This window comes from Methylorubrum populi (genome assembly GCA_036946625.1).
GTDB classification, from domain to species: domain Bacteria; phylum Pseudomonadota; class Alphaproteobacteria; order Rhizobiales; family Beijerinckiaceae; genus Methylobacterium; species Methylobacterium populi_C.
The window spans coordinates 196,883-211,617 of the sequence record JAQIIU010000003.1 but is presented as its reverse complement, the minus strand read 5'-3'; the positions used below and the strand labels follow the sequence as shown (position 1 = coordinate 211,617).

Sequence of the window (14,735 nt, the reverse complement as noted above, 5' to 3'; positions counted from 1 at the left end):
AAGGCTAAGGCCAAGGCTCTTGCCGAAGAGCCGCCCGAGGTCGCCGAACCCATCGCCTGAAATCGCTCCGGAGGCCAGCGCGACATGCCGTCCCCCCGCTACTTCCTGAAGCACTTCGTGCCGTTCACCGGCTACCCGTACGAGGGGGCGCCGGCCGCGTGCAACCTGTGCGGCTGCCGCGACGCCGTCACCGTGGCCGAGACCGACCGTCGGCTGAAGGTCCTGCGTTCGATCGCCTGCACGCAGTGCGGCCTGATCCGCACCGATCCGATGCCGACGCCGGACGAGCTGGCCGAATACTACTCGACCGCCTACCGGGCCGACTACCAGCTCGCCTTCGCCGGCGGCCCGCCGCGCCACCATCGCAACCGCTCGGCCCGCGAGGCGACGTTCCGCGCCGACCTGCTGGCGCCGAAGCTGAAGGCGGGCGCGCGGCTGCTCGATTTCGGCTCCGGCTCGGGCGAGTTCCTGGCCGAAGCCGAAAGGCGCGGCTGCGCGGTGATTGGCGTCGAGCCGGGCCGGGACTACGCGGCCTACGCCCGCACCCGTCACGGCGTCGAGGTGCTCGACGAGGCCGAGGACCCGAACCGCTTCCCCGCCGGGCATTTCGACGTGATCTCGACGCACCACGTGCTGGAGCACCTGCGCAACCCGGCCGAGACGATGGAGCGGCTGGCCGGCTGGCTCGAGCCCGACGGCATCCTCTACGCCGCGGTGCCGAACATGGCCGCGACGGCCAAGCCGCCGCACGAGCGCTTCCACTTCGCCCATGTCCACGGCTACGTGCGCGAGACCTTCGATCTGCTCGCCCGCCGCGCCGGGCTCGTGCCGCATACCGAGTACTGGCGCGAGGACACCACGGTGGTCTACCGCAAGACCGACGCCCCGGCGGTGCCGCTCGCGAATCCCGGACTCGCCGACCGGCTCGCGGTCGATCTGAAGCCGATGCCGGCGGGGCTCTATCTCGCCTCGGGCGCCTGGATCTGGCCGGCCCTGCGGCGCAACGCCAAGGCGGTGCGGGACGGGCTCGCCAAGCGCTGAGCCGCGGATGTGCCCGAACCGTCGCAGGATTCGGCGCGGGCCTTTTCGGCAGCGGCGCGGCTCTGGCCGGCGCGCCGAGCTTCACCCTGCTGCTCGTCAACGACATCGACGCGATGGACGAGGCGGAGGGGCGCGGGGGCTTTCCCCGGCTCAACGCGGTGGTGAAGGCCGAGCGCGCCCGCGGCGTGCCGCTGCTCTACGCCCATGCCGGCGACTGCTTCTCGCCCTCGCTGATGTCGGGCTTCGAAAAGGCGCGCACATCGTCGAACTCCTGAACCTGGCGCCCCCCGACGTGTTCGGGCCGGGCAATCACGAGTTCGATTTCGGCCCGGCCGTCTTCGCCGAGCGTCGGCGCGAGGCCCCCCTGATCGTGTGGCCGCCGGTGTCGTTGTCCCGGTACTCGACGTGATCATCACGATCGGCGTCTGGCCGTAGCCGGGAAGCGCCCGCAGCCCACGCGTCAGGGCGATGCTGTCGAGGCCCGGCATCAGGCAATCGACGAGCACGATGTCGAAGCGGTCCCGGCATGCGGCCTCGAGGGCGGCCCGGGGATCCCCGTAGGAGGCACATGCCAGCGCACTGGACGCGACGAGCCGTTGCAGGTCGCGCAGGCTCGACGGGCTGTCGTCGACGAGGAGGGCCTTCATCGGAAGCCTGCATGTCGTGCGAAGGCGGCCGTGGAGCGCTCCCTCAGGTCCGCGCCAGCTTGGTCACGACCGCCAGGAGCTGCTCCGGTTTGAAGGGCTTGGTGATCCAGCCGGTCGCCCCGGCCGCCTTGGCCTTCTGCTTCACGCCGTCATCCGATTCCGTGCTCAGGAAGATGATCGGCACGCCTGTCAGGGATGGCATTCCCCGCAGCCTCCCGATCATCTCGAGCCCGTTCATCACCGGCATGTTGAGGTCCGTGATGACGAGATCGATCCTGTGGCGGCCAGCCTGGGCGAGCCCCTCGGCACCGTCCGCCGCCTCGACGACGGTGTGGCCGGCCGGCGCGAGCGTGACCTTGATCATCTGCCGGATGCTGGGGGAATCGTCGACGGTGAGGACGAGGGCCATGATCGGCTCCGGGGTCAGGCGGTGGCGGAGAGGCGATCGGCGTCCGGCAAGCCGGCCCGCGCGAAGGCCGACCGAGCGGCGAGAGAGAGATTCGCCACGTGCAGGACCTTGGCATCGCGCCGCGCGGTGCGGTGCGCCGCGTGGAGCAGTTGCACGAAGGAGAGATCGGCTCGCTCGACGGTGCCGCAATCGATGGTCAACGCTTCGGCTGCCTTCAATGCCGCCTCGATCTCGTCCTTGAGGCGCCGGATCTCCCGGAGACTGCAATCGGCCGGCGGACGGAAGACGTGTGGATCGGGCATGCTCGCGGCTCCGGCGCGATCGGTAGCCGACCACGCGACGGGAAGGAGTAGACACGATGAAGGGTTAAACTCGGCTTTAAGGCGCAGGCGTTAGCAGAGGCCATCGATCGCGCGGCACGCGTCGCCCGGCAAGGCCGTGACCGTCGCGGCCGAGAGACGTCCGCGCCCGAACCAGTCACGAGGACGGCACGATGAAGGGCATGCATGCGGCGGTCCGCGAGGAGGCCGAGGGGCCGGCACCGCACGTGGCGGCGCCGATCGAGGCGCTGCAGGCCTGGCTCGGCCTGTCGACGCTGCAAAGGCGTGCCCTGGAGGCTCTGATCGGCGAGATCGGGATCGCTTCGCGGGACGCCGAGACGAACGTCCAGGACCTGTCCACGCGGTTTCAGACCATCGCGACGACGACGCGCGCGCAGGGTGAGACCGTCCAGGATCTCGTCTGCGCCATTCAATCCGTCCGGATCGATGGCGAGGAGCTGCGCCTCTCCGACGTCGCCGCGGGTCTCGGCGACCTCCTCGCCAAGCTCATCGGCAAGGTCACCGCGCTGTCCGCGCGCGGAGGCATGCTGCTCGGATCCCTCGACGCGGTCCTGGCCGACGTCGCCGGCGTCGAGGCGAGCGTGATCCAGATCGACCGGATCAACCGGCAGACGAACCTGCTCGCGCTCAACGCCAAGATCGAGGCCGCGCGGGCGGGCGAAGCGGGGCGTGCCTTCGCGGTGGTCGCCGACGAAGTGCGCGAGCTCGCCAAGTCCGTCAACGCCCTCTCGACCACGATCAAGGAGCAGATCGCGTCCATCGCCGGCGGCCTGCGCAGCAGCCACACGGTGCTGCGCGAGGTCGCGGCCGTCGATATGTCGGACGAGAGCCGCGAGACGGACGCCCGCGTTCGAGTGGTGATGCAAACGCTGGTCGAGCAGAACGCGCGCTTCGCTGACGTGCTCCGGCAGACGGCTCACACCACCCAGTCCATTGCGATGGAAGTGTCCGCTGCGGTGGTCGGCATGCAGTTCCAGGATCTCGCCAAGCAGCGCCTGGAGAACGTCGGGCGCGCCCTTGGGGCACTCGCGACCGCGCTCGGTGATCTGGAGGAGCGGACGGCCGACCGGGAGCCGGACGAAACCTCTTTGGACACAACATGGGTTGAACAGATGATCGCCGGCTGTACCTTGCATGAGATCCGGGCTCGGCTCACGGGCCGGATCATTGGAGAAGACATTTTGGGCAAATCAGGCCCATCGTCCGAAGAGGCCGGCATCGAGCTTTTCTAGCTTGCCTCTGCTTTGTACAGGGACCATATAGCTTGTCGTCGAGTTCTCAGGGCCTGTTTGACTACGCGATGCGCTGATAGTCTCTCATGAGGCGGTGGCAGTTTGCGATGTCGATGGCATCTTCTGCCGCCGCTGGGCTGTGTTCCAGGTTTCGCGTGAGGCGCGGTAGCGATTGGTCTGCGTGCCGAACGTCGCCTCGATGCGCCAGCGCAGCGGTAGGGGTTTGAAGCCCACGGCGTTGGCAACCTGACCGATGACCTTTGGTCGCCGTAGCGCATGAGCACGAGCGCCTTCATCGAACCGTCCTTCCAGCCTTGGTCGCCTCGGATGCTGCGTTCCGCGGATCTAATCCACAAGCACGGAAAGGGTTTTCAGTACAGACCGGCAGGTGTCGAAAGTGCTCGCGACAACAGCCTCTCTCCAACGGTCGCTGTCGTCGAAGAACGCTTCGACGATCCGCCGCTTGATCGCCGGTGCTTCCGGTCCGAGGGGATCGCCATGTGCGTGCAGCCAATTGTCGGCGACCAAGGCCTGGAGAACCTGAAGCGAAGGCTTCGTCCCAAACTCTAGCGCGACCGCGCTGACTTCGGCGTGAGGTATGAGTTCCGGCACTGATCTCATCAGGTCTCCCTCGATACTGGCCGAAGAGGAAGACGCGCCCCCGACCGGGGTGATTCCTCCGCCGAACCACTGATCCGCCCGGATGGTTCGCTCGCTGCCCTGAGGTGCGGAGATCATCTTTTCCGTGGCACCGTTGCGTCCGAGCCCGGTGTGGAAGTCGATGATGGCGACCTGCCTTGCGTCGGCGAGCTGGTCGACCAGAATGCGAGTCAGCACTCCGCGCGACCAGGCCGGCGTGGTACCGCCGAAGAACAGTCCATTCGGATGCTCGTATTGCCCGCCGCTGACCGCCGCGCGGATACGACGCAACCCTTGCCCCAGCGCGAGCCCGTAGCGACCGTGTCGCAGAGCATAGCTGACGAGGCGCGGCGCCAGACGGCGCATTCGCGCATCCTCGCGTCGTATCGGCTCAACGATTTTGGCAATCTCGCCATAGGCCGCATTGCCGGGAAGGAGCGCGGAGAAGTCCAGCCAGTTGCGGTTCAGGTCGACGTTCTCATGGGTCGGGCGCCGCAACCACGCAAACCCCCAAGGGTTTAGAGCGTGGATGAGGAGCACGGCGACATCGTCAGGGAGGTGTGACGGCTCACCCCGAGCCAGCCATTCCTGTTGGATCATCGAACCGGCGATGCCCTCCACACCGTGCGTCCCCGAGATCAGCACGAGAACGGATTTCGCGGATTTGCGTCCAAGCCAAGCCGTGTCCACGAACAGCGGCTTCCCGTCCGGTCCAGGCTCGGGGTGTTCGTAGCGACTGATCCGCACTTCGGGCTGACGAGCAACCAGGTTCAGAAAAGCATCGCGAGCGGTTGCGTATCGGGAATAGATAGCCAGATCGTTCACGATGGTTTCCATGTTTCGGCTGGTGCGACATCACCCCGGACGCATCGCCCATGCGAGCCCACGTCGGCAGCCTCGGCATGGGCCTGCTGGCCAGCCATCATGGTCAGGGGCTCGGGCCGACGCCTCCTAACACAAGCGCTCGCGCGGGCACGCGATCGAGGGCTTGAGCGCGTCGAGTTATCGGTGCTGCATGACAACACGGTGGCGTGCGCTCTCTACAAACGCCTCGGCTTCGTAGTGGAGGGACGGCGTGTACGCGACTGGAAGCATGAGGGGATCTACCGCGATAGCATTCTCATGGCCCTCGATGCCGCGTCGTGTTGAAGCGCGCTCACCCCTCGCGGGGATGCGTGGATCGTGCGTCACGGTAGCGCTCGTCGGCAAGGATTCGAAGCGTACCCGCAGCATGTCGAAGGTCTGCGGGGCAATGTAAAGGCTGTCCAGCCTCCCCATTGCGTAGGGCCACGCGCCTCCGCGTCTGGGCACACGACGTTGTAGGGGAAGGCCTGGCCGCCGCAGGCCTCCACGAGGTCGCGCACGTGGTCGCGCTCGGCCCGTCGCCAGAAGCTGCAGTCCAGCACGACATCCACACCAAGAGACAGGCAGCGGATCCAGACGGGCTGCAAGTTGCCGAGAGCCATGAGTGTAACTGTGAGTTCACCGAGGGACGGCATGCTCCGGACATAGACCCTCTCGCATCCACCGTCGTTCAGATGCATCCGTGCCGGGATCGAGGGCACGCTCTCGCAAGGCGTGCGGGCCTTCGGCCTGCGCAGAAGCCGCTACATCGGCCAAGCCAAGACTGGACTGCAACAGTCTGCGTGGCGGCCGCGATGAACGCCGCGCGGGCCGTCCACCGGCTGGCAGGGGTGCCGCGGGCCAAGACGCGCGTGACCCGGTTCGCTGCCCTGGCCCAGGCTGCATGACTTCGCCGACAGTATCTCACCGACGTGCCCATCGCTGCCGGCTTCCTCTACCTCGCGGGGTGCTCGACGCCTTCAGCTACCAGATCGTCGGATGGGCGACGACCAACCACCTGCGCTCGGAATTGGTGTTGGACGCCCTGGAGATGGCCGTCACCCAACGCAAGCCGCGCGACGTGATCCACCACTCCGATCCGGGTCGGAGGACTCATTTTTGGTTAACGAAAAACCATCATGATTGCTCCGTCTTCTGGAGACGACCGTTATGCGCATCAAGGTCAAGCATATCCTCATCGGTGTGATCGTTCTCCTCGCGATTGCCATCGCAGGCCAAGGTAGTCTGGCGATCATGCAATTGCGCACGGTCAACGCGAATGCCGTCGACATCGTCACCAACTGGATGCCGAGCGTGCGCGAGATCGGCGAGTTGAAGTATAGGATCACACGACTGCGCCTCATGGATGCGCGCTACGTCACGGCCCTCGAGGCCGTCGCCGAGCTCGACAAGTTGTCGGCCGACCGTCTCAAGGCAATCGAGGCGGTGTCGCAGCGCTACGAGCCCCTGATCGCGAGCCCCGAGGAGCGTGCCCTGTGGGCAGCGTTCGGCCGGCACTGGTCCGACTACCTCGCGCAGCGCAAGGCGCTCGCCGCCCAGGCCGGCGATCAGAAACGCACGAACGAGCTCTTCTCCGCCTCGCGCAAACCTTTCGAGGCGGCGCTCGAAGCGCTCGATCGCGACACCGCCCTGAACGTCCAAGGAGGGGACCGCGCCCAGAGCGAGGCTGTGGGAACCTACGATCGCGCGATCTGGCTGACCGGCCTGCTCTGCGGCCTCGCGCTCGCTTGCGGCCTCACCGGGATCGTCTTCGTGCTCGGCGGCGTCACGCGCCCGATCGATCGGCTGATCGTGCGGATGCGGGCCCTCGCCACGGGGGACCTGGAGGCGGCCGTGCCCTACCTCGGGCGCGGCAACGAGATCGGTGCGATCGCACAGGCGGTCGAGGCCTCGCGGGACAACCTCGTGCGCACGCGCCGGCTGGAAGAGGAAACGGCCGCGGCACGGCTGGCGGCGGAGGAACAGCGCAAGGCGGGCATGCGGCAGATGGCCGATGCCTTCGAAGGCGCGGTGGGCGGTATCGTCGGGATGGTGTCGTCCTCGGCGACCGAGTTGCAGGCCACGGCGCAGACCATGACGGCGACGGCGACGCAGACCGCCTCGCAATCCACCACCGTGGCGGCGGCAGCCGAGGAGGCGGCCTCGAACGTGGGGACGGTCGCGGCGGCGGCGGAGGAACTCGGCGCCTCCGTGCAGGAGATCGGGCGGCAGGTGGACGGCTCGGCCGAGCTGGCCCGGCTGGCGGTGGCCGAGGCCGATCGGACCGGCGAACTGGTTCAGGCGCTGTCGGCAGCGGTGGCCCGCATCGGGGACGTGGTGGGCATGATCTCGACCATCGCCGGCCAGACGAACCTGCTCGCGCTCAACGCCACGATCGAGGCGGCGCGCGCGGGCGAGGCGGGCCGCGGCTTCGCCGTCGTGGCCGCCGAGGTCAAGGAACTCGCCGCGCAGACGGCGAAGGCCACCGAGGAGATCACGGGGCACATCCAGGGCATCCAGGGCTCGACGGGCCAAGCGGTGGAGGCCATCGGCGGCATCGCGGCGCGCATCCGCGAGATCAGCGGGGTCGCGACCTCGATCGCGGCGGCCGTGGAGGAGCAGGGAGCGGCGACGCAAGAGATCGTCAGGAATGTGGCTCATGCGGCGGCAGGCACGGGCGAGGTGACGACGAACATCACGGGCGTGGCGAGTGCGGCGGAGGAGACAGGGACGGCGGCGAGCCAGGTGCTCGGGGCGGCGTCCGAACTGTCGCGTCAATCCGAGCACCTCTCTGCCGAGGTCACGCGCTTCCTCGCGACAGTGCGTGCGGCGTGAGGAAATGGAGTGGGGAGCTTTTTCCCGCGAGGCGCGCATGAAAAATTGCCGCTGCACCGCTCGTCGCGGCACGGGCGCGCCAGCCGGCGTTCGCAGCCGCTAAATTCTCGGCCTGGCCGAGACATGCCGCCAGCATCTGCCGATGGCCGCAGCGATCAACCTCGACCGGCTCGTCGCCCGAACCCGACGCTCCGCCTTCGCCCGACTCGTGGCTCAGCCGACATGCGCGTAGGGTTCGCCGACGGGGCATCAAAAACGGGGCCGTCTCGGCACTATCTCAAGTCTTCCAGGGTGGTAAATTGGTGGTAAATTCAGGCCACAGCTCGTTCGCAGCCGCCAGCAGCCTGGCAAAGCCGATTTCGACCGCTGCGTTTGGCGTCATAAAGTGCCTCGTCGGCCCTGCGCAGGAATTGAGCCGGGGTTTCATCCGCCACGAACATGGCGGCGCCAAGACTCGCGGTGACAATCAGTTCGCGGCCATCCGGCAAGGGCACAACGTCGGCAGCAATCCCTTCGCGAATTCGCTCACCGAACACCATCACCTCGTCAAGATCACTGTCAGGCGCCAGGACCACAAACTCCTCACCACCGTAGCGGACAACCGTGTCGCCCGCCCGAACCTGCTCAATAAGCAGATTGGAGACGTGTCGAATCACAAAATCTCCGGCCAAGTGCCCGTAAGTGTCGTTGATATGCTTGAAATGATCGAGGTCGATGATGAGCACGGAAAAGGGCGCCCCGGACCGGCGCGAACGATTGATCTCTTCGTCAAGTTTAGCCTCAAGATAGCGGCGATTGAAGAGCCCGGTGAGCGGGTCGCGGATCGCGTCCCGCTCGAGTGCAGCGATGCGTGCGATATCACTGGTGGTGAGATCGGAAAGCTGCGCCACGATCAAGACGAAGGCGCCGCCGGCTGCGAGGATTGCCGAGACGACCAAGTCCGCCGTCGAGATCGGCGCGCCGACATGGAGAAACCCGAACACCGCATATCCCAGCAGGAACGCGACGATGAGACCGCGAAGCCACATCCAGCGTGTCCGCAGCCGACCATTACCAAGCGTGCGCAGGATCGACGCGATCGATGGCAGGGACAAGACGAGAAACACCATCCCCGACACGACCATGAGCGAAACGAGCCAGACCATGGCTCGCTCTTAGTCGAAAATCGTGGAAACTTCGTTTCCGTGCCAGGGCTTATACCAACTCTCGTTGAGCGCGACTCACGGGGGTAGCGGCGGCGGCGTGATGATTCGGTCCTCGGAGTCGGAGTCTGAGAGCCTGTTTGACTGCAGTGATCCCATCTCGCCCCTCATCCTGAGGTGCCGCGTGAGCGGCCTCGAAGGGGGCTCCAGATCCCGCGTGTGATTCCTGGAGCCCCCTTCGAGGCCTCCGCTGCGCTCCGGCGCCTCAGGATGAGGGTGGGGAGGGGAGTAGGACCTTCCCTCGCCTTTGCATGCCCGCGACCTCGATGAGTCCGCGTAGGCCGTGCCGCGATCAGGTGCGCCTGCGCCCGCGCGATCATCGACCCCGACCACTTCCTCGAAACGGCCGCCGGACGCGTCTGGACCCCGGAACGCAATCGTGAGGCTTGGGCCGCAGTTAATGAAAAATTCAAGAGGAGCGTGCCCATAGCAAGCGAACGCCAACCAGGCTTTGCTGATGCGTATACCTTCAGTCTCCTTGAGGATGTGCCTCTTCGCCGTGGTCGGCATCCTCGGCTTGGCATTGGTCGCGGGCGCCGCCGGCAGATTCCTGGACGCTCGGACCGTCGCCGCCAGCGCACGGGCGTCCAGATACGAGGCTCTCGTCGACGAGGCCGTACTCAGTTCCTTGCAGGCCATCCGGTTCGAACGATCGAACAGCTTCAGCAGCCTGGTGGCAGGCAGCTCGCAAGCGAGGGAGACGGTGCAGAAGCTCGTCGCCACGCGCGCGGAGGTCGACAAGAATCTGGCGGAGGTCGCGCAGCGTGCAAGCGCATTGGACGATGCGCCCATCGCGACGCTGGTTTCGGCGGCGCAGCGTGAGCATCGGGCCCTGGTCGGCCTGCGGCCGCAGCTAGACGATGCGTTTACGAAAGAGGTCGAGGCGCGCGAGCCCGCACTGGCCGAGCGTTGGACGATTCACGGCTGACCGCGCTCTCGCAGCGCTCGATGATCTGTCTGGCACCCTCAGGCGGTCTCGGCCATCGGCGGCATCGCGGGGCGCATCCGTGAGATCAGCACGGTGGCGGCGTCGATCGCGGCGGCGGTGGAGCAGCAGGGCGTGGCGACGCAGGAGATCGTGCGCAACGTCGGGCAGGCCGCGGTGGGCACCGGCGAGGTGACGAGCAACATCGCCGGCGTGGTGGGGGCGGCGGAGGAGACCGGCGCGGCGGCCGGCCAGGTCCTCGCCTCGGCCTCTGAACTCTCGCGCCAGTCCGAGCATCTGGCGGGTGAGGTCGGGCGCTTCCTCGCCACCGTACGCGCGGCGTAGGCGTGCAACTGTTCGAGCGATTGACGGCGGGTGATCCTGACCCCCGCCGGAGAAGCTTACTAAACGCCGATACGCGATGCGTTCGGCAGCATCGCCGGGGCGACCGCCGGACTGAAGCCTGAGGGGCACCACGAGCCTGTTGCACATCGGCGTCCATGGCCGCATCGACATGACCGGCCTGCGGGAAAGGCTTGTGCAGTTCCGCCGGATCCAACCGCAGATCGCCACCCGCACGAGCCAGCCGGCGGGACTGCACGAGCTTCACCAGGGCAAGGTCGATGTGCAGGAACTGCGCTGGATCTGCGATCGCCGCGATCTCGCCGAGGCGAAGGCAGACGTGGCGGCGTGGCGGGCCAAGTGGTCAGGCCGCTATCCGCGCCTGACCGGATGGATCGAGGAGGCCATCGAGCAGACCCTGACCTTCTTCACCCTGCCGGGCCGGCACCACAAGCATCTCAAGAGCACCAACATGCTCGAACGGCTCAACGAGGAGATCCGCAGGCGCACCTGCGTCGTGCGCATCTGCCCCAACGCCGAAAGCTGCCGGCGCCTCGTGCGGGCGCTCGCGATCGAGGAGGGCGACGTCCTGGAGCCAGCCGCCCCGGTCTTCCTGGAACAGGTCGCGCAGTACGGCGCCGCCAGCCTCCTCGTAGGCCTCGATCCCGACGAACACGGCCCGCTTGTCGCCGGCCGCCACCGCCTTCTCGGTCAGCCTCCGCCGGGCGGCCGCCGAGGATGCCATCAGCCTCGCCAACTGCCACCGCCTCCTGCACGCCGATCACCGCACAAAAGACTGCGCAGCGTAGTCAAATAGGCTCTCACACTTCTATAATTACGGGACCTTGTCCAGCCATCTCGGGAGCTATCTCAGCCTGCATCATCAAAACTTGTACGACAAAGACGCCAAGACATGATCTTTATCCGAAATCACGTCTGCCCTGTATCCACTTGTGAGACTAAATACGCCAGTAATATTTGCCGTAATATCTTCAGTGATTGCAATATCTATGCTCGTGCGAAATCTAACCAGTCCTTGAGCAAATATTCCGTATGGATACGGTGCAAATCCTTTGACATCGTGCTGGAGGGCAAAGGATGGCGCTATGCTCAAGAGGCCAAGAACATCCTTGTATACGAAGCGGGTGAGCAGCCTGTAACCATATGAAAAAGGCGTTGCGATCCCATTGGGAGTTCCCCTTCGTGGCGAGGTGTTCGCAGGATCGAGTGGTATCGATGTCGTCGGATCATAACCATGGACGTACAACCCACCGAATTCTGCGCCAGCAAACCAAGCGGACGATCCTAAGATAGGAGGCAGCGCCTGATCCGCTCCAACAGCGAAGTGAGATAGATCGTACGGTTTGGAGACCTCGAAGTCTCGGCCAAAGAATTGGGCAAAGTTCGTGGTCGTTATACCCCCCATGCTCCTGATGATGGGATTGGCGTTGGCTCGCGTGACCGCAGTTCGGCATGCGGCCGAGTTGGTGTTGACACCGCATGCGGAAGCAACCGCGGCTGGCAGTTGCGATCCAGTGATGATCAGTTGATCGTCATATTGAAGCGGCTGACCCAAGTGTGCATTGTATTCCATTCGTAATTTTGTTGTCTCAGATAGGTTTGATCGGAAAGAAAATCCAATCAAGGCGATGTCTCCGGTGAAATCTCTGTAAAATCTTGAACCTCCTACGTAATTAGATGCAGTTATGCCTCTGAGATCACTAAGAGTTCCTGTTTTTACTCCGACAATACCGATGGGATCCGTATAGTTGGCGGCAATCAAGTTGAATGAAGCTTTTGCCGGCCCGCCAAATTCCGGCGTCTGCACGTTGATGCCGAAATTCCGCAGCCCACCTTCGACCCGATCGGGACCGCGCGGGACGGCTGAACCGAACGGGGTCTGAGGAGTGACAAACGATTGGCCGGTATCCGGAACGAGTCCTGACAGAGTCAGAACGCGCCCACCCGAGCACTGATAGTCGTTCACGGCGGTGAAGAATCCGCACGGCGATAGCTCGGTCGGCGCGAAATCGAATTTGTAGAAGGCCTCCAGTCCCCAACCGCCGGCCTGTTTCGTCGAAATGGTCGCCATCGGAATTGCTTTGAGCGAGTCCAGCAATCCGGCTCCCGGGAGGAAGATCCGGCTTGCGATCTGCGGATTGATGATCTGTGCTCCGAGGGCGAACGAGGTCACGTTCCAGCGTAGGATCTGATTTCCGAGGCGAAGCTGTATGGGCTGACCGTCGGTGCCGAGCCTCACGCCGATCCAGGCATCGTTCAGATATCCGCCGAGCCCCAACTCGTGATGGGCTTCGGGGGAAAGCCTGACGGTTCCGTTCGAATTGATGTAGTTGGTGAAATACACGCCATCCAATTTGGCATCCCACTGGTCGTGAGACCATGTCAGAATGCTTCGGCCCCGAATGCCGACAAGCGCAAGTCCAGGATCGAAATTCCGAGTGCCGTCGTCGTTGTTGGCGCTGAGAGAGGTGCCTCCGTTCGATACGGCCACGAAGCTTCGATCGAAGGGAGACGTGCGGAACATCGTTCCGACCGACAGGGTCGAGGAAATGGTGAATCCGTCGATGCCGAACGCCGGAGGGGGCGCGACGCCTGGGGATGGGCGCCCGGGAAAAACGGCGGCTTGCTCTGGAGCCGGATTGACCCTCGGGACAGATTGCCCGAATGTTCTTTCCGGCAAGGCGCAAAGAATTACAATGCCCAACACCTATCGCGATATTTGCATCACAGCTCGCCTCATGTATTGCAATTTATCTATGTGGACACACACCTTTTACTGACATTGTTGCCATGCTGGCGGCCTGAGTCTTCGGCGCAAGGACGTGCATCACAGCAAAAGCTCGAAGCCGTGCCCGACCCAACGAGGTCGGGCACGGCTCTAACGCTAGGTGTCTACGTCTCAAGGCGCGGATGATGCAGTGGAAGGCTGCGTCGCCTGCGGTGGGCAGACCCAGCGTCAGTTCGGGAGATCGGCACAGTTGGAGACCGGTGACCGTCCAGTGATCACCTGCTCGACGAAAGCGAACGCATCCGGCAGCGAGGCGACGAAGGCGCCCGAATGATCCCCATCCCGATACAATCGGAAGGTGACGTCTGCGCCAGACGCACAGCTATCCCGAGCAAGCTGCGTTTGCGCGACCGGCGACACGTCCGCATCCAGACTGCCGGTGCCGAGAAAGACAGGCACATCCGGGCGCAGCGTCGGATAACGCGTCACTGCCAAGATGCGCGGCAACAATGCCCCGAGCGCGGCCGGGTTGAGCGTGTTGGCCGGGGTCAATTGCGCGAAGATCACATCTGCTCGCGCGGCAAAGATGCAACTCAGACCGGCCGATGCGACGACCGGCTGCGCGCGCTCGGTGAAGATACGCTCGACCGCGCCCGGTCCCCCCGCCGTCAGCGCCAGATAGAAGTGATAGGCGAGCGTCGGGTCGACCTTGTCGGACAGGCCCTTCCCCATGGCCGACAGGAAGGTCGGGGTGATATAGGGGGTGCCGGTCGCCACCGCGCCGACGAGCGCCACGTCCGGGGCATAGGCCGCGTGATAGGCCGCAGTCGCGAAGGCCGCGCCGCCTCCCTGCGACTGGCCGACCACGACCGATTTCTCTCCGAGTCGCGGCTCGGCCGCCTTGGAGCCGCGGATGCCGTCGAGGACGCTGTAGGCTTGCGGCCGCATCTGATTGTAAGGATGCGTTCCCGGCGTACCCAACCCTTGATAATCGGTCGCTACGATCGCGTAGCCCTTGCGCAGCCACGCGTTGAGATAGGCGGTGTCGCGATAGCTGCGGCCGGCCCAGGACGGTGCGCAGATGTCGGCGATGCCGACCGTGCCGTGCGCCCAGGCGACGAGCGGCCAGCCGCCCTTCGGCGCCTCCCCCTTCGGCAGGAACAGGGCGCCGGAGACCGCGACGATGCCCTGCCCGGCAACACCGTCGGTTGCGGTGTAGAGGATGCGGCGCTGCTCGCCTGCGTCGGCCAAGCCTTGGTCGGGGGCAAGCGCTTCGCTCCGCAGAAGCTTTCCCGGCCGGTCGGGCAGTTGCTCCGTCCAAGTGTAGAAGGCGGAGACCCGTCCGTCGCCGACGCCGGTCGCCGTCGTCGTGGTGACGGCGGTCTGCGCCGACGAAGCGGTCGGCGAGCCGGCGAGCGCGGCGAGCAGCACCGCCAGCGCACCGCAGTGCCTCGCGCTCCGGCTCGAGGCCGAAAAGTCGGGTGTCATGGGTATTCACTCCTCCAAGAGAACAGACGAAGCGGTCTTGAG

Annotated in this window: 10 protein-coding genes and 5 pseudogenes; 8 read left to right on the top strand and 7 right to left on the bottom strand. The window is 65.3% G+C overall.

The features are described 5' to 3' along the window. The first annotated feature begins 84 nt into the window (after positions 1-84). Positions 85-1,041, top strand: coding sequence for a class I SAM-dependent methyltransferase (locus PGN25_12425; GenBank protein MEH3118358.1), 957 nt, complete (start codon positions 85-87; stop codon positions 1,039-1,041). Between the two features lie 113 nt (positions 1,042-1,154). Further along, positions 1,155-1,402 (top strand): annotated as a pseudogene (locus tag PGN25_12420) (bifunctional metallophosphatase/5'-nucleotidase). Positions 1,403-1,731: 329 nt separating this feature from the next. Here PGN25_12420 and PGN25_12415 read toward each other — a convergent pair. Then, positions 1,732-2,097: a response regulator gene (locus PGN25_12415; GenBank protein ID MEH3118357.1), complete on the bottom strand. Its 366-nt coding sequence runs from the start codon at positions 2,095-2,097 to the stop codon at positions 1,732-1,734. 14 nt (positions 2,098-2,111) lie between these two features. Further along, complete coding sequence (locus PGN25_12410; protein ID MEH3118356.1) at positions 2,112-2,399, bottom strand: STAS domain-containing protein; 288 nt, start codon at positions 2,397-2,399, stop codon at positions 2,112-2,114. 191 nt (positions 2,400-2,590) lie between these two features. On the opposite strand from PGN25_12410, the gene PGN25_12405 reads away from it, so the two are divergent. Then, the gene (locus PGN25_12405) at positions 2,591-3,670 is read left to right on the top strand and encodes a methyl-accepting chemotaxis protein (protein MEH3118355.1); all 1,080 of its coding nucleotides are present in this window, start codon (positions 2,591-2,593) and stop codon (positions 3,668-3,670) included. 61 nt (positions 3,671-3,731) lie between these two features. Here PGN25_12405 and PGN25_12400 read toward each other — a convergent pair. Beyond that, positions 3,732-3,901 (bottom strand): annotated as a pseudogene (locus PGN25_12400) (IS5 family transposase). A gap of 114 nt (positions 3,902-4,015) precedes the next feature. Further along, entirely contained in the window at positions 4,016-5,146 is a 1,131-nt protein-coding gene (locus PGN25_12395) for a M14 family metallopeptidase (GenBank protein MEH3118354.1), read from the bottom strand. A gap of 705 nt (positions 5,147-5,851) precedes the next feature. Here PGN25_12395 and PGN25_12390 point away from each other — a divergent pair. Both PGN25_12390 and PGN25_12385 read left to right on the top strand, forming a co-directional pair. Continuing rightward, a pseudogene (locus tag PGN25_12390) lies at positions 5,852-6,060 on the top strand (transposase). 262 nt (positions 6,061-6,322) lie between these two features. Beyond that, a complete protein-coding gene (locus tag PGN25_12385) occupies positions 6,323-7,987 on the top strand; it encodes a methyl-accepting chemotaxis protein (protein MEH3118353.1) in 1,665 nt (554 codons plus the stop codon). Between the two features lie 311 nt (positions 7,988-8,298). On the opposite strand, the gene PGN25_12380 is transcribed toward PGN25_12385, so the two are convergent. Beyond that, positions 8,299-9,132, bottom strand: coding sequence for a GGDEF domain-containing protein (locus tag PGN25_12380; protein MEH3118352.1), 834 nt, complete (start codon positions 9,130-9,132; stop codon positions 8,299-8,301). A 556-nt stretch (positions 9,133-9,688) separates the two neighbouring features. Here PGN25_12380 and PGN25_12375 point away from each other — a divergent pair. The 3 genes and pseudogenes from PGN25_12375 (at position 9,689) to PGN25_12365 (ending at position 11,033) form a co-directional block, all read left to right on the top strand. Beyond that, positions 9,689-10,117 carry a hypothetical protein gene (locus tag PGN25_12375; GenBank protein ID MEH3118351.1) on the top strand — a complete coding sequence of 143 codons (429 nt, stop codon included), beginning with the start codon at positions 9,689-9,691 and terminating at the stop codon, positions 10,115-10,117. A gap of 39 nt (positions 10,118-10,156) precedes the next feature. Then, positions 10,157-10,459: pseudogene (locus tag PGN25_12370) on the top strand (methyl-accepting chemotaxis protein). Between the two features lie 280 nt (positions 10,460-10,739). After that, a pseudogene (locus PGN25_12365) lies at positions 10,740-11,033 on the top strand (transposase). A 306-nt stretch (positions 11,034-11,339) separates the two neighbouring features. Here PGN25_12365 and PGN25_12360 read toward each other — a convergent pair. Together PGN25_12360 and PGN25_12355 are read right to left on the bottom strand one after the other, a co-directional pair. Next, a complete protein-coding gene (locus PGN25_12360) occupies positions 11,340-13,181 on the bottom strand; it encodes a DUF1302 family protein (GenBank protein MEH3118350.1) in 1,842 nt (613 codons plus the stop codon). Between the two features lie 252 nt (positions 13,182-13,433). Beyond that, on the bottom strand, positions 13,434-14,693 hold the full coding sequence (locus tag PGN25_12355) for a hypothetical protein (GenBank protein ID MEH3118349.1): 1,260 nt from the start codon (positions 14,691-14,693) through the stop codon (positions 13,434-13,436). Between the last annotated feature and the right edge of the window lie 42 nt (positions 14,694-14,735).